This window comes from Azorhizobium sp. AG788 (assembly GCF_943371865.1).
Lineage (GTDB): Bacteria > Pseudomonadota > Alphaproteobacteria > Rhizobiales > Xanthobacteraceae > Azorhizobium.
The window spans coordinates 22,909-43,509 of record NZ_CALRWL010000008.1; the positions used below are offsets into that span (position 1 = coordinate 22,909).

Here is a 20,601-nt window from a genome sequence, read left to right on the forward strand (position 1 = left end):
CGCGACGCTCAGGCGTGTGCGAGAGCGCGCGGGGCGGTGGTTAGGGCGCGCATGCTGTCGACGTTGAGGCCCCAGCGGTTGGCGTGCCCCAGCCATTCGGGATCGGCATCGACGATTTCGACGAACCGGCGGGCATGATGGGCGATCATGTTTTCGGACTCGCCGAGGCCGCGATAGGCCTGTGCCAGGAAATAGTGCGCGAAGGGTTGGCCCTCGTGGCGGTTGATCACCTCCTTGAAGGTGGTCGCCGCCAGACCGTATTCGCCAATGCGCATGTTCCGGTTCTTGACGAAGTTGCCTTCAAGATTGAGGTCGAACATGAAGCGCTTGAGCGTTTCTTTATCGATGCCCGGCGAGTTGATCACATAGTCGCCCATGTCCAATGCGCCGATGCGCTGATGCTCCGGTGCCAACCAGCCGTTGCGCTTGCACTGCTCGAACAGGCGGCTGCCCCGCAACGGCGTCGCATAATTGAAGAAGGCCCAGTCGAAGCCCATATCGAGGATGAATTGACGAGTTTCTTCCCGCTCCGCGTCGGTCTCGCCGGGCAGGCCAAGCACAAAGAAGGCGCATGTGAAGATGCCCGCTTTGCGCAGCAACGCGATGGTTGGCTGGATGCGTTCAAAGGCGATGGGCTTGACGATGATCTCCTTCAGCACCCGCTTCGAGCCGGACTCGATGGCTAGAAAGATGGTGTCGACCCCGGCGGCGCGCATGAGCGTGGCGAGTTCCTCATCAATGTAGGACAAGGTGACACCGTTGGGCATCTCGATGCGGATCTTGAATTGCGCCAATCGGCGAAACAGTTCCTTGGCCCGATCCTTGTTCATCAGCAGCTGGTCGTCGGAGAGGGTAAGGACGGTGAGACCATACTTCTCCACCAGCATGCCCACATGTTCGATGATGAGATCGACCGAGGCATAGCGCATGTTTGCGCCGTGGAACTGCGGCTCCGCGCAGAACACGCATTTGAAAGGGCAGCCGCGCGACGTCACCAGAAAAAATTGCTTGGAGCCTTCGGAGTACTTCACGAAGGGGGAGAAGGCCTCCTTCATGCTGTAGGCTTTGATGTCGACCAACTCGTAATTGACCCTGATGCTGAGGTCGAGGTCACCGTAGACCGCATGGGGCGCCTTGCGATTTTCGACCGGCTTACCAAGAATCCAGGGGGCAGACTGAAGTGCTTCATAGGGATCGACAGCGTCTAGAAGGCTCTGCATGCCGACCTCGCCTTCGGAGAAGCACAAGGCGTCGAGCGCGGCACCTTCCTCGATGATGTCGTTATAGCCCGTGGTGACCGCCGGGCCACCGGCCACTTGGATCACGTGAGGGAACAGAGTGCGGACTGCGGCGGAGACTGAGAGCAGCCACGGGAAAGAATTGTCGTAGGACATGGAATATCCCACGATATCGATCTGATGCTCGAGAATGAATGATTTGATGCGATCGATTTCGCTCAGATCGGCAGGAATATTGAGATCGAGAATGTGGACGCCATGGGCGCCCTCCGACTCCCGTTCGATATAAGAGGCGATAGTCAGGACGCCGTAAGGAAAGCCGAGAAAACTCCGCGCGCCCTTCTTCTTTGCATCCAGCTGTTGTGCAAGGCGGTAGGGAAGAACCACCAAAAGAAGGTTTCTGCCTGTTCGAGACGATTTAACGAAATTTTGCGTGATCTGTCCCATTAATAGCTCGCAATCCAATTTGGGAGGTCTGAGAGACGCAATGCACAAACAGATATTAGTGACCGTACTGGAGAAGTTCTTATCAACAGCTAGAAACGCAATCTTGCTCCAGGCTTGCGCTGGCCGATCTTGCGTCACGCCGCATGGAGCGAAAATGCTGCAGGCGCGAAGCTTCGGGGCTTGAGCCATCTCCGGGCAGATGCCATGGAGGGGGCGAGAGGTGTGAGCGCGCATGGAGCAGATCGGGGAACGGGCCGGCGCGATCTATCGCGCCTTGAGGCTTGCCATCATGGAGCAGGCGCTGGAGCCCGGGACCAAGCTGCCGGAGGACACCATCGGCGAGCAGTTCGGGGTCAGCCGCACCGTGGTGCGCCGGGCGCTGGAATTGCTGGCCAGCGAGGAATTGGTGGACATCCGCCCCAATCGCGGCGCCGCTGTCGCCAAGCCGACGCCCGCCGAGGCGCGCGATCTGTTCAGCGTCCGCCAGGATATGGAACGCTTGGTGGTCAAACGGGTCTGCGGCCAACTGAGCCCGGAGCAGGTGGCACGCCTGGAGGCGCAGATCGCGGCTGAGGAGCGCGCGATCTATGACGGGCGCGCCGAATACATCCGGCTGGCGGCGGAGTTTCACGTCATTCTGGCCGAAATGAGCGGCAGTGCGCTGCTGGCCCGATACATGCGCCAAATCGTCGGACGCAGCGCGCTGGTGCTCGGGCTATACGGGCGCCCGCAATGGTCCAACTGCTCCGTCCATGAGCATCGCGATCTGCTGGCCGCGTTGGTCGAAGGCGATTTGGATCGGGTGAACAGCATGATGCATGCGCATCTGGACGCGGTGCAGTCGCGGGCGTTGGAAACGGCCACCGGAGACGGCGAGCGCGGCATCCGCGATATCCTGGCCGCTTACGCCCAGGCGCCCGCTGACGCCTAACGCCCAGGCGGGGCGCACAGCCTCCCCGCCTTCATCAAGTGGGCTCCGCGCAATCAGCGCTTGGGCGCAGGTTCGGTCTTGCCGGTCACTGTCCCGCGGTCGGCTCCCGCATATTCCGCATGGGTTTCGTGTTGCGCCGGCTTCAGGGTCGGCGAGGCCGGTGTGGGGCGATCATGCAGCACGGCGTCCACATTGGCCGGATCGATCACCAGGGGGTTCTGGTCGAGATTGCGCGGGTCACGGGTCATGAACGGCTCCGTTCAGTGGGGGGATGTGGGGATCTCTCCTAGGGAAAACCGGTGACGCGCCCATTCGTTCCGTCGTGTCCGGCGGGGCTGGTCGGGGGCGGACAACGGTTGATCTGCGAAAATGTGGCTTTAGATTATCTGGTATGATGGATTCAAAGCTCGCGGGTCGCCTCGCCTTCGTCCTTTCGCCGCCCACGAATCCGCCCCTGCCGCCAGGCCGCCATGATCTGGGCCTGTGGCCGGAGCGCGATGCGGTGCTGGTGGTGCCCACCGGCATCGACCCCGCGGTGCCCACGCCCCTGGTGGTGCTGTTCCACGGCGGCGGCGGCAGCGCGCAGAAGATCCTGCCCATGCTGGAGGCCCATGCGGAGGCCAACGGCTTCCTGCTGCTGGTGCCGCAATCGCTCTATCCCACCTGGGATATCGTCATTGCCGGCAATGGGCCGGACCGGGAACGGCTGGACACCACCCTGGCGGAGGTGGCGGCTCGGTTTACTCTGGATCCGAGCCATATCGCCTTCGCCGGCCATTCCGATGGCGGCAGCTACGCTTTGTCCTTGGGACTCACCAACGGGCAGTTCGTCACCCACATCATTGTCTCGTCCGCCGGCTTCATGTCGGTGCAGGAGCAAGAGGGGGCGCCGCGGATCTTCATGTCGCACGGCATCCAGGACGAACAGATCCCCATCGACCGCAGCGGGCGTGCCCATTCCGCTTTGCTGAAGCAGGCGGGTTATGATGTGACCTATGTGGAATATAACGGGCCGCACGCCTATCAGCCGCCGGTGGTGGCTCTGGCGGTGAACTTCTTCCTGGCGGATCTGCTGGCCGCCCACGCCTGAATGCGCTTCGGAGGCCTGGGGGAGGCGCCGAACCCGCGGGCCGACGCCTCCCGCCGGTCAGGCGGTCAGGGTGGCGTCGAGGGTGATCTCGGCCTTGAGCAGCTTGGAGACCGGGCAGCCGGCCTTCGCCTTGCCGGCCAGGGCCTGGAAGGTCGCGTCATCGGTGCCGGGAATGGTTGCCCGCAGGGTCAGGTGCACGGCAGTGATGGCAAAACCGTCCGCCTGCTTGTCCAGCGTGACCTCGGCGGTGGTTTCCATATGGGTGGCGGTGAGCTTGGCCTCGCCCAGGATGAGCGACAGGGCCATGGTGAAGCAGCCCGCGTGGGCGGCGCCGATCAGCTCCTCGGGGTTGGTGCCCGGCTTGCCCTCGAAGCGGCTGGCGAAGCCATACGGATAAGCCTGGAGCGCGCCGCTCTTGGTGGAAATGGCGCCTTTTCCATCCTTGATGCCACCTTCCCAAACGGCTGAACCTTCGGTCTTCATGCGCAGTCTCCCTGTGGTCCGTCCCGAGCGGATCGCGTGGCCATCGGGTCGGAGCGATGGTCTGTGACTTGACGTCGAGCACGCGGCAGGTCGACCCGGCCGGTCCGGTCGAGGCGTGAGCCCTCGCGAGTTCGAGCGACGCGATGCCGTGACGCCGCGGATATCAACGCCCGCAGCCTCCACTTCGCCTCACCACGCGATCGGTATTTTTGGCCCAGCTCCGATCACGCAAGCCCGGTGCAACCCACACCAACAACCTTAACCTGTACGGGCCCGACTCAAGCTGCACATCCGACGCAAAGGCAGACCCCATGGCCGACTTGGTGATGGCAGCGGTATTCCTCGGGATGCCCACGGCGCTCGCCTTCGGCGGACTTCTGCGCATGAGCCTGCGCCGGAATGGGCGCAACCGCCATGCCCGCCGCCATCGCGCCCTACGACGGATGTAGGGCGCAGCCCGCCGCCCGGGGATGCAGGGAGATCCGGCAAAAGCTCGACGTGATCCAGTCCGTGCCGGACATCGTAAGCAATGCGTCACGCAGCGCTCGGCGCGGTGACAGTGTTTGCCGGTCAGGGCACGCGTCCTGTCGGCGGGGACGTTGCCCCCCGGCGTTCTCGCCGACAGGCGTGCCCTGGGCCCGGACTATCGTGCGGCCCCAGCTCCTGCGGCGGCGCGCCTGGGGCGCCGTCAGCGCCCCTGCCAGTCCGGTGTGCGCTTCGCCGTGAAAGCGGCAATGCCGTCCTTGAAGTCGGCACTGCCATAGACCAGACGAATGAGGTCTTCGTCGGCCGGCGTGGCATCGGTGGCCAGCCGCCGCAGCGCCTCCTTGGTGGCCCGCAGCGTCAGCGGCGCATGGCCCTTCAGCCGCGCGCAGACCTCGGCTACATGGGCGTCGAGCGTGTCCGCGGCCACAATCTCCAGATAGCCGGCGGGCATTGAGTCCGCCGTGGGCATTTCCGCCAGCAGCAGCATGCGCTTGACCATGCCCACCCCGAGCGTGGCCGAGAGCCGGCGTAGGTTGGCGGCGGACAGCCCATTGCCCAGGGTGCGAGCGATGGGCACGCCGAAGCGGGTGCCGGGGGTGGCGATGCGCAGGTCGCAGGCATTGGCGATGGCAAAGCCCCCACCCACCGCCCAGCCTTCGACGACGGCAAGGGTGGGCACCGGAATGGCTTCCAGAGCCGCCACATAGGTCTCCACATTGGCCTCATAGGCCACCGCATCATCGGCCGTGAAGGTGCGGAACTGCTCGATGTCGGTGCCGGCCACGAATGCCTTCCCGCCAGCGCCGCGCAGCACAACGGCGCGGATGCTTGCGGCCTGCGCGGCGATGGCCCCGCAGGCCGCATAAAGTTCCTCATACATGCGCCAGGTCATGGCGTTTCGCGCCGCCGGACGGTCGAAGGTGACGGTGGCGATGCCGTCGACGATGGCGAGGCGGGTCGTGCCGGCGTCGGCGGGGGCGGGCGAAGACGTCATGGGGGCTCCTCAGCCGAGCCGGCGCAGTTCGCGCCGTAAAATCTTGCCGGTGGCGGTCATGGGTAGCGCATCGGTGAAGGACACGTAGCGGGGATATTCATGCCCCGACAAGCGTGTGCGCACTTGGTCCTGGATTTCCGCCACCAGGGCATCGGAGCCGGCGACGCCGGGCTTGAGCACCACCCAGGCCTTGATGGCCTCGGTGCGCACCGGATCCGGCACGCCCACCACCCCCACCATGGCCACCGCTGGATGCTTGAGGATGCAATCCTCGATCTCGCCGGGGCCGATGCGATAGCCCGCCGAGGTGATCACATCGTCCGAGCGGCTCACATACCAGAGATAGCCGTCCTCATCCTGCCGGCCCAGATCGCCGGTGAGCAGGAACTCGCCCACATATTTGTCCTCGGTGGCGGCGGAATTATTCCAATATTCCAGCATCATCACCGGATCGCCCTTGCGCACGCCGATATGGCCCTCCTGACCCGGCGGCACCTCCTGGCCCTCCTCGTCGACGATGCGCACATCGTGGCCGGGGATGGCCTTGCCCATGGAGCCGGGGCGGATGGGGAAGAAAGAGGAGTTGGAGCCCACCACCAGATTGCATTCGGTCTGGCCATAGATCTCCCGGGCTTCCACCCCGAGGCGCTCCTGCACGAAGGCGCCCAGCTCGGCGCCCAGGGTCTCGCCGCCGGTGAGCAGGGAGCGCAGCTTCAGGCCGGGATGGCGCACATCCGCCTGCCGCAGCAATTTCAACGCCGTGGGAGGCAGGAACACGTTGCGCACCTGATGGTCGGCCATCAGCGCCATGGCGGCGTCGGGGTCGAATTTCTTCGCGCGATGGGCCAGCACCGGCACGCCGAGATAGAGGGTGGGGAACAGCACGTCGAACAGGCCGCCGATCCAGGCCCAGTCCGCCGGGGTCCAGTGCAAGTCGCCGGGCATGGGCATGCCCTGGTGGACGAACTGGACGCAGGGCAGATGGCCCAGCAGCACCCGGTGGCCGTGCAGCGCCCCCTTGGGATTGCCGGTGGTGCCGGAGGTGAAGATGATGATTGCCGGGTCATCGGGCCCGGTGTCCACCGGCTGGAAGCTGTCCGAGGCTGCAGCCAGAGCCTGATCGAACGACAGGGTATCGCCGGCGCCCCGGTCGGGGCCGATGACGAACACATGGGTTAGATCGGGGATCTGGTCGCGCACCCGCGACAGCTTGGCGAGGCCCGCCAGATCGGTCACCAGCGCCTTGGCGCCCGCCGCCGCGAGCCGATAGGACAGCGCCTCATCGCCGAACAAGGTGAACAGCGGCACCGAGATCAACCCGGCCTTGAACGCGGCCAGATGGGCGATGGCGGTTTCCGGCGCCTGGGGCAGGAACACCGCCACCCGGTCGCCGCGCGCCAGGCCGTTGCCAAGCAGGGCATTGGCGAAGCGGTTGGTCAGGGCTTTCAACTGATCGAAGGAATAGGTGGCAACGCCGCCGGTCTCTTCCACGAACACCAAGGCCGGCTTGCCGGAGCCATCCGCATGGGCGTCCACGCAGGCGACCCCCATGTTGAAGCGGGCGGGGATGCGCCAGCGAAAGGCGCGTACGAGGTCGTCATAGCGCTCGGCCTGGGGAAGCATGGGCGGTGTCCTCCGGCGCCCTCTGGCGAGCGCTCATCGTTTCCTTGGCGCCCTGATTTGGCAAGGCACATCGACCACCGGACGTGGATCGCCCGTGCGGAATAAAGCTAGGAAACGATCGAACGTTTTTTTATTGCTGAGGTCAAGATCCATCGCCCACCACGGCGGGCGACGGGCCGTTGGGTTCAGGCCACCAGGCCCACGGCAGTGGCGGCCTGGTGCCGGATGGCGGCGATGTTGGCGCGATAGCCTTCGATGCCGCCCTTGAACACGGCGGAGCCGGCCACCAGCACGTCGGCGCCGGCCTTGGCGCATAGGGCGCCGGTGGCGGGATTGACGCCGCCGTCCACTTCCAGGCGGATGTCGCGGCCACGGATCATGTCGCGGATGCGCTCGATCTTCGGCAGCACGGCGGGGATGAAGGCCTGCCCGCCGAAGCCGGGATTGACGCTCATCACGCAGATCAGGTCGAGCCGGTCCAGCACATAAGCGATTGCATCTTCCGGGGTCGCTGGATTCAGCGCCACGCCGGCCTTCTTGCCGAGGCCGCGGATCACCTGCAGGCAGCGGTCCAGATGGTCGGTGGCTTCCACCTGCACGGTGATGATGTCGGCGCCGGCGGCGGCGAACGCCTCCAGATAGGGCTCCACCGGCGAGATCATCAGATGCACGTCGAACACCTTGTCGGTGTGCGGGCGCAGGGCGCGGATGATGTCGGGGCCAAACGTGATGTTGGGCACGAAGTGGCCGTCCATCACGTCGAGATGGATATAGTCCGCCCCTGCCGCGGCCACGTCCCGCACTTCTTCGCCCAAACGGGAGAAGTCGGAGGCGAGGATGGAGGGCGCGATCAGGGGGCTCGTCATGGCAGGCTCCGTCGGGCGCGGCGCGCGCGTCCCGTCTATGGGTCTCAGGTGTCAGTAGTAGCTGGCGATCTGGGCGACTTCCTCGCGCGAGCCGAACACCAGCGGGATGCGCTGGTGAATGTGGTGCGGCTCGATGTCGAGGATGCGGGTGGTGCCGTCGGTGGCCGATCCGCCCGCCTGCTCGGTGACGAAGGCCACCGGATTGGCTTCATAGATCAGGCGCAGGCGACCGTCCGCATAGCCCTTGCGCTTGTCGCCGGGATAGAGATAGACGCCGCCGCGGGTGAAGATGCGGAAGGCGTCCGCCACCAGCGAGCCCACCCAGCGCATGTTGAAATCCTTGCCGCGCGGGCCGTCCTTGCCGGCGAGGCAGTCCTCGATATAGCGCTGGGTCGGCTGGGCCCAGTGGCGCACGTTGGACTGGTTGATGCCGTATTCCTTGCACGCCGGGGCGATTTCCACCCGCTCGCGGGCCAAAAGGAAGGCGCCGGTGTCGTGATCGAACACGAACACCTGGGTGCCGTCGCCCAGGGTCGAGACCAAAACCGTGGCTGGGCCATAGACCAGGAAGCCGGCGGCAATCTGGGCGGAGCCCTTCTGCATCACTGCCGCGGTTGGATCCACGTGACGCTCCGCGTCATAGGGCAGGATGGAATAGATGGTGCCCACGGAGACATTGGTGTCGATGTTGGACGAGCCGTCCAGCGGATCCACCGCCACCACCACCCGGCCGTGCGGGTCGAGCGGGATCAGGGTCTCGCTTTCCTCGGAGGCCATGAAGGCGACCGGCGCGCGGCCGAGGGCGTCCACCAGTTCCTCCTCGGCGATCACGTCCAGCTCTTTCTGGGCGTCGCCGCCGGCATTGAGATCGTCGCCGCGCACCTTGCCGAATTCTTCCGCCAGCGGCCCGCGGGCCACCAACTCGGCAATGGCGATGCCGGCTTCCGCCAGACGCTCGACGGTGGCCGCGACGGCGCAGCGCAAGGGGTCCGCACCCGCCCAGTCATCCAGGAAGGCCTGAAGGGTCACCACCTCGCTCACAGCGTCTCTCCTTGTGCGCATCGAAGGCGCTCTTATGGCGCAAGCCGGCGGCCCCGTCACGTCCGCCGGTTGATTAAATGGCGGGCGCCGAAGCTTCCCCGCGGGCCGGATGCCTGGATTCAGCGCGTGCGGATGATCTCGACTCCCACGTCGCCGAACACGCCGCTGATGGGGGCGCCGGGCTTGCGCACCACGACGCGCACCTGCTCCACCGCCGGGAAATGATCCAGCAGGCGAGTGGCGATGCGCTCGGCCAATGTCTCCAGCAGATGCACCGGCTGATCTTCCACCACCGCTTTCATATGGTCATAGACCGCCTGGTAGGAAACCGTGAGCGACGCATCGTCGGCCCAGGCGGCCGGGCGCGTATCCAGCCACCAGTCCGCATCCAGCACGAAGCGTTGCCCCAGCACCTGCTCCTCTGGAAAGACGCCGTGCCGGCCGAAGAACGGCACATCGCGCAGGAACACCCGGTCATTGCGCGCGCGCCAAGCATCTGGGCCCGACTGGGTGTCGGCCGTCACCAGTTCGGACGTAAGGGCGGCGGGGACGCTGGCGTCGGGGAGACTGGAACTCATGAAGCCCTCTTGGGTCAGGGAAATGTCAGCACAGCGGCGTGGTCCGGCGCAAGCGGGGGAAGGTGCCGGGCCGGCGCGGGCGCCGGGATCACACCATCAGGTCGGCCGGCGCCAGCCCCAGCACGGCCCGCACCTCCGCCAAGCGCTGGCTGATCTGGTCCTGGGTGGCCTGGAGACTCGTTCCGCTCGCGCGAACCGAACAGATCGGCGTCCCGGCCCGGATCGCAGCGCCCGGGGCCGGGCGATCCACCGCAAAGGCCGGCCATTGGCCATCCGGCACCACCAGATCATGGGGAGCCAGCAGCACCGCCATCGCCCGCCGACCCGGCGCGGTGGGCAGGCCGCTGGGCATACGGCCCCCGCATGCGGCCAGATGCAGCCCCAGAAGTGGCGGCATGGGGTCGAGGTCGAACAGGTCCAGGGCCGAACTCAGGCGCGGGTTGATCTCCAGCAGCCACCAGCGGTCCTGGTCGACGATGAAATCCACCGAGACAAGCCCAACCAAGCCGCAGGCCAAGGCCAAGCGCTCCGCCGCCTGCCGGATGGCTGCGCCGTGGCGGGACGGCAGGTCTACCGGGCCCACGGAGCCGCCGTAGCGGAAGGGATGCGCGGCATCGGGGGCATGCCATTGCCGGCTGATGCCGACCACGGTCGCCGTGGTGCCATTGGCCAACAGCATCAACGAATAGGGCTGGCCGGCGACCTCCCGCTGCAAATAGCGATTGGGTCCGGGGGCGGAGAGATCGCCTTCGGCGCGGCGCACAATATGGCCGCCGCCACAGCCGCCGATGCCCTTGTCCAGGGTCGGCCCCACGGCGAAGGCCGCATCGGGCGCGGCAAGCGTCACCGGCGGGAACGGGATCTTCAGCGTGCCGCACAGAGCGGCGAGGGCGATGGGGTCCTTCACCACCCGCACCGTGTCAGCCGCATTGCCCAGAATGGGGTTGCGCTCGGCGATCCGCTCCATCAACGCGGGATCATCCTCCAGTCCCGCGCCCAAGACCACCGGGAGGCCGGTGGGGGCCAGGCTGGCCAGGGCCTGGATCAGATCGTCGCCGTCAAAGCCGGAGCCGTTCTTGCGATGGACCCGGACGCAGCGCGCGGCCTTGGCGCAGGTATCCAGTTCGGCGAACAGGTCCAGGGAAAGAGCGGACAAGCCCGCGCGTGCGGCGCTGGCAACCAGGGGGCGGGCAGACAATGCGATGACGGCAAGATCCATGAACGAGCAATCCATCCGTGCGCGTGAAGGAAACTGATGTCGGCCATCGTCCCGCTGGGCGGCGAGGGATGGTGGAACCGGCCGCGGGCAAGCGGGCCGGGCTGGGCAATCTGGCCAGGGCGTCACATCCCGGTTGCACGTTCCAATCCAAGGCGACCGAAGGAGCGGCCGGCGCCCGGTTCGTTCTCTCACCCCGCAGAGGATCTCAGCCCTGGTTCAGCCCCAGTTCCTCACGCTTCCGTGGCATCCGGCTCCGGGATGGAACGCCGGCGGACGGGCACCGGTGCGGCGCCCTTCGATCCAGCCACGCCCGCTTGGGCGTGGAGGGACAAAAACAGACCCGACGCTGCGGGCTGGCCAGCCACGAACGCGGTGCGCGCATTCCCGTGGGACGTTCGAACCTGGCAGCGGCATGACGCTTAAAGCAATCGTGCCCCGTTTCCCCCGCCACTTCGAAGCCTGACGTGCCCCACCAGCATAGCGACTGCCTCTCGCCAGCAAAAGCCACTGTCTGTGCGCCGCACCATCCGGCCCAAGACAGGGCGTTGCCGATCGGGCGCTCCGCGGAATAGCGGAACGCGGGAGACGGTTTTCCACCAAGGCTTGGCGTCACCAAAACAGAGGAACAGCCATGTCCTGGGGACTAAAAACGCCGGTCTCAAGAACTCCCCCCGGTTCATTGAACCGGTGGAAGTCTCTATCTGTTTGTTTTGTCGGTTCTTCTCCGCGAGCTGCGAGCCGCTCCGCTCGCGACCGCTAGCCGGCCAGGGCGGCCTTGAGGCGCGCCGCATGCTCCGCCAGCACCTCTCCGGCCTCCATCTCGCTGGCCGCCGGCTTCATGGCGACGCCGGTAAAGCGCGGGATGACATGGACGTGGAGGTGAAACACCACCTGGCCGCCGGCCTCTTCGCTGAACTGCTGCAGGGTGATGCCGTCCGCCGCAAATACCGACTTCGCCGCCCGCGCCACTTTCTGGGCCACCTTGGCCACATGGGCGAGATCGTCGGCGGCGATATCAAGGATGTTGCGGGCCGGCGCCTTGGGGATCACCAGTGCATGGCCGGGGGAGCGGGGCATGATGTCGAGGAAGACCAGGGTGTGGTCGTCTTCATAGACCTTGTAGGCGGGCAACTCGCCCCGCAGGATCTTCGCAAAGACATTGCCGGAATCGTAAGTTGGCGCTTCGCTCATGGATGTCTCCTGGTTCTGGAAGCGCATCGCAGGCGCGGCGGCGGGGGTCAAGCGGGTTTGACCCCATCCGGCGATCCGCGCCTGGGACCGGAGGGTTCTACTGCTGGCGTTGGCCCTGGCTTTGCTGCTGGCCTTGGCCGGGCAAAGCCGTCTGGAAGAAATCGCTCGCCACCGCCGCATTCTGGGCGCTGATGCCGGTGGACAGCATGGGCGACACCGCCAGCGAATCCAGTCCCACGGCCAAGCGCACATGGGCGTCGGTGGCGCAGAGGTTTTCCCCGCAGTCGAATGCCACCCAGCCGATTGTGGGCACATGGGCCTCCGCCCACTCCCGCAACCCGGCGGGCACCCCTTCCAGGGCCGCATAGCCGGAAACCTGACGCGCCGGGATGCGCAAGGCGCGCGCCACGGCGATGAACACATGCGCCAGTTCCGCGGAACAGCCTTTCGCCGTCGCCAGCGCCTTGGCGCCCGGCTGGGCAATCAGCTTCGCATCGGCCGGCACTTCCTCGACCCGCTTGTGTACCGCCACCATGAGCGCATGCAGGCGGGTCAGAGGGTCTTCGGAGGTGGCGGCGATCTCCGCCGCCAGGGCGTTGAGGGCGTCATCGCAGGCGGTCAGCGGCGTCTGCCGCAGGAACAAGGACGGCGGGAAGCGCTCGGCGGTGCCGGCGGCAATGCCGGTGGTGTCCTGGGTGTCCACGTCGCCTTCCGCAATGACCGTGATGGCGTCGATGGCGCCTTCCACCGACAAGGTGTGGACGATGTTGCCGAACGCGTCCTCGTCGGCGATCAGCCGGCAGTCGGGGGTCACATCCAGGCTCCAGCGCACCACATGCTGGCCCACATGGCTGCGGGGCGTCAGCCGCAGGGTCGCGATGGCGTGACGCGCCATGGGCTCGAAACGATGGATGATTTCATGGCGCACCCGAACCCGCATTCTTGTCCCCCCGGCTTTGCTCAAACCACTGTGCAGGTCACGTCAGATACTGCTCAGTGATCTCGCCGCCCAGCTTGTAATTATCCTGAATGAATCGGGTGATGAATTCGTGTAACCCGGCCTGGAATATGTCCTCGATGGAGTGATTGCTCAACTTGGCCAGGGTGGAGCGGGCGAGCCGCTGCGAGGGGCCTTGCCGGCCATAGGCGCCGCCGATGTCGTCCAGGCTGCGCGAGAGATTGTCATAGCAGGCGGCGAGCGAGCGCGGCATCTGCCGGTTCAGGATCAACAGATCCGCCACCAGCCACGGCTTGACGCTGTCGCGATAGACCCAGTGGAACGCGGTGAGCGCGGACACCGAGCGCAGGATCGAGGCCCATTGGAAATAATCCAGCGGCCCGCCCACATGCTCCTTTTCCGGCAGCAGCACATGATACTTCACATCCAGAATGCGCGCGGTGTTGTCGGCGCGCTCCACATGGGCGCCGACGCGGGAGAACCAATAGGCATCGTTGCGCAGCATGGTGCGGAAGGTGGCGCCGTCGAACCGCAGCGAAGTCTCCTTCACGAACGCCAGGAACCGCGCCAGTTCCTCGCGGCTCAGGGACTTGTCCGGAAACGCCCGCAGTTCGATCCAGGCGGAATTGATCACATCCCACATTTCCGAGGTCAGCGCCGTGCGCACCGAGCGCGCATTGGTGCGGGCGGTCTCGAAACAACTGCGGATGGAGGAGCCGTTCTCGGCGTCGAACGCCAGGAACGACACCACATTTTCTTCGGTGGCCTCCTCGACGGGGCCGTAGCGCTCCACGAAGCCCTCGACGCAGCCGGCGGTGAGCACCGCGGAACTCCACTCATTGGTGGAGCCGCCATAGGTCACGGGGGTGTAGGCTAGCCTTTGCGCCACGTCGAGGATGCGCGCGAGGCAGTCGGCCCGCTCCACATAGCGGCTGAGCCAGTACAGATTATCGGCGGTACGGGAGAGCATGGGCAGCCCATCTGGCAGGAAACGAGCAAAGCGGCGCCGGGCGGCCCCGCGGCTGAGAGCATGATGCCGAAAAGGGAAACTGGCTTTCGGACGACATCATGCTCCAACTCTTTGATGCAGAGACGGATTCAGACTTTAGGTCAATTTGACCTAAAGTCATCCGGCTCTAGGCGTCGAGAACCCAGGTATCCTTGGTGCCGCCACCCTGGCTGGAGTTCACCACGAGGGAGCCTTCCTTCATGGCCACGCGCGTCAGCCCGCCGGGCACGATGCGCACCTTGTCCGAGCCGGAGAGGATGAACGGGCGCAGGTCCACATGGCGCGGCGCCACGCCTTCGGCCACCAGCGTCGGGCAGGTGGACAGGGCCAAGGTGGGCTGGGCGATGAAGTTGGCGGGATCATTCTTCAGCTTGGCGCGGAACAGTTCGATCTCCGCCTTGTCCGCCTTCGGCCCCACCAGCATGCCGTAGCCGCCGGAGCCGTGGACTTCCTTCACCACCAACTCGCCCAGGTGCTCCAGCACATATTTCAGGTGGTCCGGCTCGCGGCAGCGCCAGGTGGGCACGTTGGGCAGTAAGGGCTCCTCGCCCAGATAGAATTTAATGATCTCCGGCATGTAGCTGTAGACCGCCTTGTCGTCGGCGACGCCGGTTCCCACCGCATTGGTGAGGGTGACGTTGCCGGCCTTGTAGGCGCTCATCAGCCCCGGCACGCCGAGGATGCTGTCGGGGCGGAACACCAGCGGGTCGATATAGTCATCGTCCAGGCGGCGATAGATCACGTCCACGCGCTTCGGCCCCTCGGTGGTGCGCATGTAGACGACGGCGTCCTTCACGAACAGGTCGCGGCCTTCCACCAGGTCCACGCCCAATTTGTCCGCCAGGAACGAATGTTCGTAATAGGCCGAATTGTAGATGCCGGGGGTCAGGATGGCCACGTTGGGCTCATAGCCGCCATTGGGCGAGAGCGAGCGCAAGGTGGCCAAAAGATCGTCGGCATAATTCTCCACCGGGGCGACCCGGTGGAGGGAGAACAATTCGGGGAACAGCCGCAGCATGATCTCGCGATTCTCCAACATGTAGGACACGCCGGACGGGGTGCGGGCATTGTCCTCCAGCACGTAGAAGGTGTCCGGATCGGTGCGCACGATGTCGATGCCGGCGATATGCACATAAAGGTCGTGCGGGACGCGCTGGCCGTTCATCTCCGGGCGGAACGCCGGGTTTTGATAGACCAGTTCCTCGGGCACGATGCCCGCGCGCAGCACCTCGCGCTTGGAATAGACGTCCTTGATATAGAGGTTCAGCGCCTTCACGCGCTGCTCCAGGCCCTTGGCGAGCCGGGTCCATTCATCCTTGGTGATGATCCGCGGCACGATGTCGAACGGGATCAGGCGCTCTTGCGCATTCTGCTCCCCATAGACCGCGAAGGTGATGCCGATGCGGCGGAAAATGAATTCCGCCTCCTTGCGCCGCTGGTCCAGCACGTCGTGCGGGACATTGGTCAACCATCGGTTCAGCGTCTCATAGGCTTTACGGACGCTTCCGTCGTCACTGGACATCTCGTCAAACGCACGCGCCATCGGGACTGCCACTCCGCTTCGTTTCAGCCTATGTACAAACATCGTGCCAAGGAAGACCTAACGCGCATCTGCGTGGCTTGGCTTGGGCATCGATGACAAATTGATGAAAACATGGGCAGCGGCCGGTGGTATGGCGCTGCTGCAGGCAGGAGAGCGGACCATGACGCAGGCACCCGGCGCAGCTTCGGTCACCTCGGCATTGCTGGTGATCGGCGACGAGATCCTGTCGGGGCGGACCAAGGACAAGAACATCGGCCATATCGCCGAACGTCTGACCGAGATCGGGGCGGACCTGAAGGAAGTCCGGGTCGTACCAGACGTGGAGGCGGACATCGTGGATGCTCTCAACGCATTGCGCCACCGCTACACTTACGTGTTCACCACGGGAGGTATCGGGCCGACCCATGATGACATCACTGCGGATGCGGTTGCAAAGGCATTCGGCGTTTCCATCGATGTGGACCCGCGCGCCAAGGCGATGCTGCTGCAGTTCATCGCCGAGAAGGATCTGAACGAGTCGCGCCTGCGCATGGCACGCATCCCCGCCGGGGCGGACCTGATCGTCAATCCGGTGTCCAAGGCGCCGGGCTTCCGCTTGGGCAATGTGTTTGTCATGGCGGGGGTGCCCACCATCATGCACGCCATGCTGGAGGCGGTGCTGCCGCTGCTGACCACCGGGGCGCGGATGCTGTCGGAAACCGTGCTGGCCAATGCGCGCGAGGGCGATATCGCCGCGCCGCTGCGGGCCATTGCGGAGCACTATCCCGACGTCTCCATCGGCTCCTATCCGTTCATGTCCGAGACCGGCCCGAATACCAATCTGGTGGTGCGCTCGCGCGATCCCGAGCGTTTGGCGCTGGCGCGGGATGCGGTGGCGGCCATGGTGGCGGCGCTGCCGCCGCGCTGAGCGCTGAGGCGTTTGGTCTCGCCTGCCTGGGGAGCCATGCCGCCGTCTCATGGGGGCGTCGGCAGGCATGCGATTCGGGATGCTGCGGCGCACCCGGTTCGTGCTAGGCGTGGAAGGCCAGAAGCAGGAGCAGGCGCATGGTGGAAGCGAAGTTCGGCGTCGGTCAGCCCCATAAGCGGATCGAGGATGCGGCCCTGCTGGTGGGCGGCGGGCGTTATGTGGCCGATGCGGCCGCGACGTCCGATGCGTTCGCGGCCTATGTGGTGCGTTCGCCTCATGCGCACGCTCGCTTCACCTTGAACGATGTCGACTCGGTGCGCGCCATGCCGGGCGTGCGTCTGGTACTCACCGCGGCCGAGACGGCGGATCTGGGCTCCATGCCCATGGCCGCCACCATCACCATCGTGGGCGAGGATCGTCTGGCGGTGCCGCCCCATCCGGTGCTGGCGGAGGATACGGTCCGCCATGTGGGCGATGCGGTGGCTTTCATCGTCGCCGAGACCCTGGACCAGGCGCGTGATGCCGCCGAAGCCATGGAGATCCACTGGGAGCCCTTGCCGGCGGTGGCCGAACTCGCCGCCGCGGCAGCGGAGGGCGCGCCGGTGGTCTGGGCGGAGCGCCCCGGCAACGTCGCCTTCACCTCGGAATTCGGCCATGCCGACGCCTGCCAGGCAGCCTTTGCCAAGGCCACCCATGTGGTTCGGCTCCGGCTGGTGAACAACCGCCTGGTGACCAATTACATTGAGCCGCGTGGCGTGCTGGCCGAAGTGGAAGAGAGCGGGCGCATCCGCCTCACCTTGGGCAGCCAGGGCAGCCACACCTTGCGCAATGCCATCGCCGACAAGGTGCTGAACTGGGACCGCGAGGATCTGCGCGTGATCACACCCGACGTGGGCGGCGGCTTCGGCACCAAGATGTTCCCGTTCTGCGAATATCCGCTTGCGGCCTTGGCGGCGAAGCTGCTCGGCCATGGGGTGGCCTGGATCGGCGACCGCAACGAGCATTTCCAGGGCGACAGCCACGGCCGCGACAACATCACCGACGTGGCGCTGGCCCTGGACGGGGAGGGGCGGTTTCTGGCCCTGGAGGTGGACACGCTGTCCAACATGGGCGCGTTCCTGGCCTATTACGGCCCTTATATTCCCTGGGGCGGCGCCAGCATGCTGCCGGGGGTCTATCGCATCGGCGCGTTCCACGCCCGGGTGCGCGGCATCTATTCCCACACCGTGCCGGTGGATGCCTATCGCGGTGCCGGTCGCCCCGAGGCGGCCTATGTGATCGAGCGCATCGTCGATGCCGCCGCGCGGCAGATCGGCATCGCCCCCGAGGAATTGCGGCGCCGCAACTTCATTCCGCCGGACGCCATGCCCTACCGCACCAACACCGGGCGGCTCTATGACAGCGGCGAATTCGACGGGCACATGACGCGCGCCTTGGCGGTGGCGGACTATGCCGGCTTCCCGTCCCGCGCCGCCAAGGCCGGCGCGGGGGGCAAGCTGCGGGGCATCGGCTTTGCCTGCTATATCGAAGCCTGCGGCGGCGGCGGCGCGGAACCGGCCTTCCTCACCCTTGAGGCGGACGGCGGCGTCACAGTGAAGATCGGCAGCCAGGCCAGCGGGCAGGGGCACCAGACCGCTTACGCCCAACTGGTCTCCGCCGAACTGCAACTGCCCCTGGAGCGGGTGCGGGTGCTCCAGGGCGATACCGACGACCTGCCGTCCGGCTCGGGCACCGGCGGGTCGCGCTCTATTCCCATTGGCGGTGCCGCCGTGGCGGGCGCGGCGCGCAAGATGTCGGAAAACCTCAAGCGCCTGGGCGCCGACGCTTTGGAGGCGGACGCGGCCGATCTGGAGTTCCTTGACGGCGCGCTGGTGGTGGCGGGCACCGATCGCCGCCTGACCCTGGCGGAACTGGCCAATCTGCCGGCGGCGACGCCGGAGGATCTGCGGGCCACCGACGCCTTCTCGGCCCCGGAAGCCACCTATCCCAATGGTACCCATGTCTGCGAGGTGGAGATCGATCCGGACACCGGCGCGGTCGAGATTGTCGGCTATGTGGTGGTGGACGATTTCGGCGCCACGGTGAACCCGCTGCTTCTGGCGGGGCAGGTGCATGGCGGCATCGTCCAGGGCATCGGCCAGGCATTGCTGGAGCGCACCGTTTTCGACGACGAAGGCCAGTTGCTCACCGCCAGCTTCATGGACTACGCGCTGCCCCGCGCCGCCGACGTGCCGGACATTCATTTCGAGACCCGCAACGTGCGCTGCCGGACCAATCCCTTGGGCGTGAAGGGGGCCGGCGAGGCCGGCACCATCGGTTCGTGTCCCGCCGTGATGAATGCGGTGGTGGATGCGCTGTGGCGTGGCCACGGCATCGATCACCTGGACATGCCGGCCACACCCGCCGCGGTATTCGATGCCATCTCCAGGGTGCGCGCGGCAGCGTGAGCTGAACCGCACCGGGACTTGTGCCGGCTCGCTTTTTGGCGGTCAGTTTCCAACAGGAAACGTTCCGTTAAAGGCGAGCCGTCGTCCGATGGTGCGCGGAATGGTTGTATTTCGCAGCGGGTTTCAATCACGCTTTCGCGAGGCGGGCGCGGCGCCATGGCGCGGTGCGGCGAAAGCCCCTTAGAACGATTATGGTTCCAAACCATCCCTAAGGAGTCGCCGATGCGCTTTGCCCTGCTTGCTGCCCTGCTCGTTCCCCTGGCCGCGACCGTTGTCGTGGCCCAGACGGACCCCATCAAGGACCGCAAAGCGGTGATGAAGGAGATCGGCGACCAGACCAAGGTGGCCGGCGCCATGGTCAAGGGCGAAGCGCCCTATGACGCGGCGAAGGCCGCTGCGATCTTCAAGACCTATGCGGACGGGGCGGCCAAGTATGGCGCCCTGTTCCCCGCCGGCTCCGACGCCGGTGACACCAAGGCCGCCCCGGCCATCTGGAGCGACCGCGCCGGCTTTGATGCGGCGCTGGCCAAGTTCAAGGCCGACATCGCCGCCAACGTCGGTGCCATCGGTACCGAAGCCGGCTTCAAGACCGCCATGGCGGCGGTGGGCGACAACTGCCGCACCTGCCACCAGACCTACAAGCTGCGCTGATCGCGCATCCTCGTGCGGCTTACGCGATCGTCACCAGCGCCCAGACGGCGCCGGCGGCGATGGCGAACAGCACCGCGGCCAGGCCGATAGGGGCCATCCGCGGTGCCGCCAGCGTGGCGGGCAGGCGCTTCATGCCGGTGCACATGGGCCGCACCAGATCGTGCCGCTTCACCACCGCATAGCCGATAACCGCCAGCACATGCAGGCCGATCAGGCCCAGCACCAGATTGAAGTTGAAGACATGCCAGCCGCTGATGCGGTCGCTCCAGCCGGTGCTGACCAGCTTGGCCAGCGGCCCTTCGCTGAAGGTCTGATCGTTTGAAAACAGGCCGCTGCCCGCCTGAAACAGCAGCAGCGCCAGCATCACCACCACCATCCAGCCGCCGGCGGCATTGTGGCCGATCTCGGTATCGGGCTCGCGCCGGGTGAAATGGCGCAGATGCGCCAGGGCCGCCAAGGGGCTGTGGAGGAAGCGGGCGAAGCGCGCGGTGTCGCTGCCCACCACGCCCCAAACCAGACGAAACAGCAGCAGCGCCAGGATGGCGTAGCCGCAGCGGAAATGCCAATCGATCCAGCCCAGCTGGATGGTGGCATAGGCGCCGGCCACCAGCAGCACCAAAGCCCAGTGAAACAGCCGGGTGGGCGCGTCCCACACCTTCATCCAGCGTACCGGCGCGCTTGCCATGCGAATCCCTCTGACTTTCCTGCGGTACCGCACTGTGCCGCCTGAAGCGCTCACGCCAACCGAAATTCCCGTGAAGATGGGACCTTCGGCCAAGATTTCCCTTAAGGCTGCCCTTGCAGCACGGCTTGCGCCTCCGCGCCACCGCTCTTAAAGCGGCAACCAATGCCACGCGGGAGCAAACCCCCTCCCATGCCCACCCCGACGGGCCGCGTTG

19 protein-coding genes are annotated in these 20,601 nt (G+C 65.9%); 5 read left to right on the forward strand and 14 right to left on the reverse strand.

Features of this window, described 5'->3' with window-relative positions; all coding sequences use genetic code 11:
- Positions 1–8: 8 nt before the first annotated feature.
- Positions 9–1,685, reverse strand: a complete 1,677-nt coding sequence (locus tag AAG816_RS06995; protein ID WP_341988855.1) for a radical SAM protein — start codon at positions 1,683–1,685, stop codon at positions 9–11.
- 232 nt (positions 1,686–1,917) lie between these two features.
- Here AAG816_RS06995 and AAG816_RS07000 point away from each other — a divergent pair, with 232 nt between their 5' ends.
- Positions 1,918–2,616 (forward strand): GntR family transcriptional regulator, encoded by a 699-nt coding sequence (locus tag AAG816_RS07000; protein ID WP_341988856.1) that lies wholly within the window; start codon positions 1,918–1,920, stop codon positions 2,614–2,616.
- Between the two features lie 53 nt (positions 2,617–2,669).
- Here AAG816_RS07000 and AAG816_RS07005 read toward each other — a convergent pair whose 3' ends face one another.
- On the reverse strand, positions 2,670–2,864 hold the full coding sequence (locus AAG816_RS07005) for a hypothetical protein (protein WP_341988857.1): 195 nt from the start codon (positions 2,862–2,864) through the stop codon (positions 2,670–2,672).
- A gap of 143 nt (positions 2,865–3,007) precedes the next feature.
- Here AAG816_RS07005 and AAG816_RS07010 point away from each other — a divergent pair, with 143 nt between their 5' ends.
- A complete protein-coding gene (locus tag AAG816_RS07010) occupies positions 3,008–3,706 on the forward strand; it encodes an esterase (RefSeq protein WP_341988858.1) in 699 nt (232 codons plus the stop codon).
- Positions 3,707–3,763: 57 nt separating this feature from the next.
- On the opposite strand, the gene AAG816_RS07015 is transcribed toward AAG816_RS07010, so the two are convergent.
- The 11 genes from AAG816_RS07015 to AAG816_RS07065 form a co-directional block, all read right to left on the reverse strand.
- Entirely contained in the window at positions 3,764–4,189 is a 426-nt protein-coding gene (locus AAG816_RS07015) for an OsmC family protein (protein ID WP_341988859.1), read from the reverse strand.
- A gap of 688 nt (positions 4,190–4,877) precedes the next feature.
- Positions 4,878–5,669, reverse strand: coding sequence for an enoyl-CoA hydratase (locus AAG816_RS07020; protein ID WP_341988860.1), 792 nt, complete (start codon positions 5,667–5,669; stop codon positions 4,878–4,880).
- Positions 5,670–5,678: 9 nt separating this feature from the next.
- Positions 5,679–7,292: an acyl-CoA synthetase gene (locus AAG816_RS07025; protein WP_341988861.1), complete on the reverse strand. Its 1,614-nt coding sequence runs from the start codon at positions 7,290–7,292 to the stop codon at positions 5,679–5,681.
- A 185-nt stretch (positions 7,293–7,477) separates the two neighbouring features.
- A complete protein-coding gene (rpe, locus tag AAG816_RS07030) occupies positions 7,478–8,158 on the reverse strand; it encodes a ribulose-phosphate 3-epimerase (RefSeq protein WP_341988862.1) in 681 nt (226 codons plus the stop codon).
- A 51-nt stretch (positions 8,159–8,209) separates the two neighbouring features.
- On the reverse strand, positions 8,210–9,199 hold the full coding sequence (locus AAG816_RS07035) for a class 1 fructose-bisphosphatase (RefSeq protein ID WP_341988863.1): 990 nt from the start codon (positions 9,197–9,199) through the stop codon (positions 8,210–8,212).
- Between the two features lie 119 nt (positions 9,200–9,318).
- A complete protein-coding gene (gene folB, locus AAG816_RS07040) occupies positions 9,319–9,777 on the reverse strand; it encodes a dihydroneopterin aldolase (protein WP_341988864.1) in 459 nt (152 codons plus the stop codon).
- 88 nt (positions 9,778–9,865) lie between these two features.
- Positions 9,866–10,996 carry an ATP-grasp domain-containing protein gene (locus AAG816_RS07045; RefSeq protein WP_341988865.1) on the reverse strand — a complete coding sequence of 377 codons (1,131 nt, stop codon included), beginning with the start codon at positions 10,994–10,996 and terminating at the stop codon, positions 9,866–9,868.
- Between the two features lie 756 nt (positions 10,997–11,752).
- On the reverse strand, positions 11,753–12,187 hold the full coding sequence (locus tag AAG816_RS07050) for an HIT family protein (protein WP_341988866.1): 435 nt from the start codon (positions 12,185–12,187) through the stop codon (positions 11,753–11,755).
- Positions 12,188–12,284: 97 nt separating this feature from the next.
- Entirely contained in the window at positions 12,285–13,127 is an 843-nt protein-coding gene (locus AAG816_RS07055) for a transglutaminase family protein (RefSeq protein ID WP_341988867.1), read from the reverse strand.
- Between the two features lie 37 nt (positions 13,128–13,164).
- Positions 13,165–14,115, reverse strand: a complete 951-nt coding sequence (locus tag AAG816_RS07060) for an alpha-E domain-containing protein (RefSeq protein ID WP_341988868.1) — start codon at positions 14,113–14,115, stop codon at positions 13,165–13,167.
- Between the two features lie 166 nt (positions 14,116–14,281).
- Entirely contained in the window at positions 14,282–15,697 is a 1,416-nt protein-coding gene (locus AAG816_RS07065; protein WP_341988869.1) for a circularly permuted type 2 ATP-grasp protein, read from the reverse strand.
- Between the two features lie 160 nt (positions 15,698–15,857).
- Between AAG816_RS07065 and AAG816_RS07070 the strand changes: the two genes are divergently transcribed.
- From AAG816_RS07070 to AAG816_RS07080, 3 genes are all read left to right on the forward strand, one after another.
- Positions 15,858–16,604 carry a molybdopterin-binding protein gene (locus AAG816_RS07070; protein ID WP_341988870.1) on the forward strand — a complete coding sequence of 249 codons (747 nt, stop codon included), beginning with the start codon at positions 15,858–15,860 and terminating at the stop codon, positions 16,602–16,604.
- Positions 16,605–16,741: 137 nt separating this feature from the next.
- Positions 16,742–19,051, forward strand: a complete 2,310-nt coding sequence (locus tag AAG816_RS07075; protein WP_341988871.1) for a xanthine dehydrogenase family protein molybdopterin-binding subunit — start codon at positions 16,742–16,744, stop codon at positions 19,049–19,051.
- A 222-nt stretch (positions 19,052–19,273) separates the two neighbouring features.
- On the forward strand, positions 19,274–19,702 hold the full coding sequence (locus tag AAG816_RS07080) for a cytochrome c (protein WP_341988872.1): 429 nt from the start codon (positions 19,274–19,276) through the stop codon (positions 19,700–19,702).
- A 19-nt stretch (positions 19,703–19,721) separates the two neighbouring features.
- On the opposite strand, the gene AAG816_RS07085 is transcribed toward AAG816_RS07080, so the two are convergent.
- Positions 19,722–20,387, reverse strand: a complete 666-nt coding sequence (locus AAG816_RS07085) for a cytochrome b/b6 domain-containing protein (protein WP_341988873.1) — start codon at positions 20,385–20,387, stop codon at positions 19,722–19,724.
- Positions 20,388–20,601: the final 214 nt, after the last annotated feature.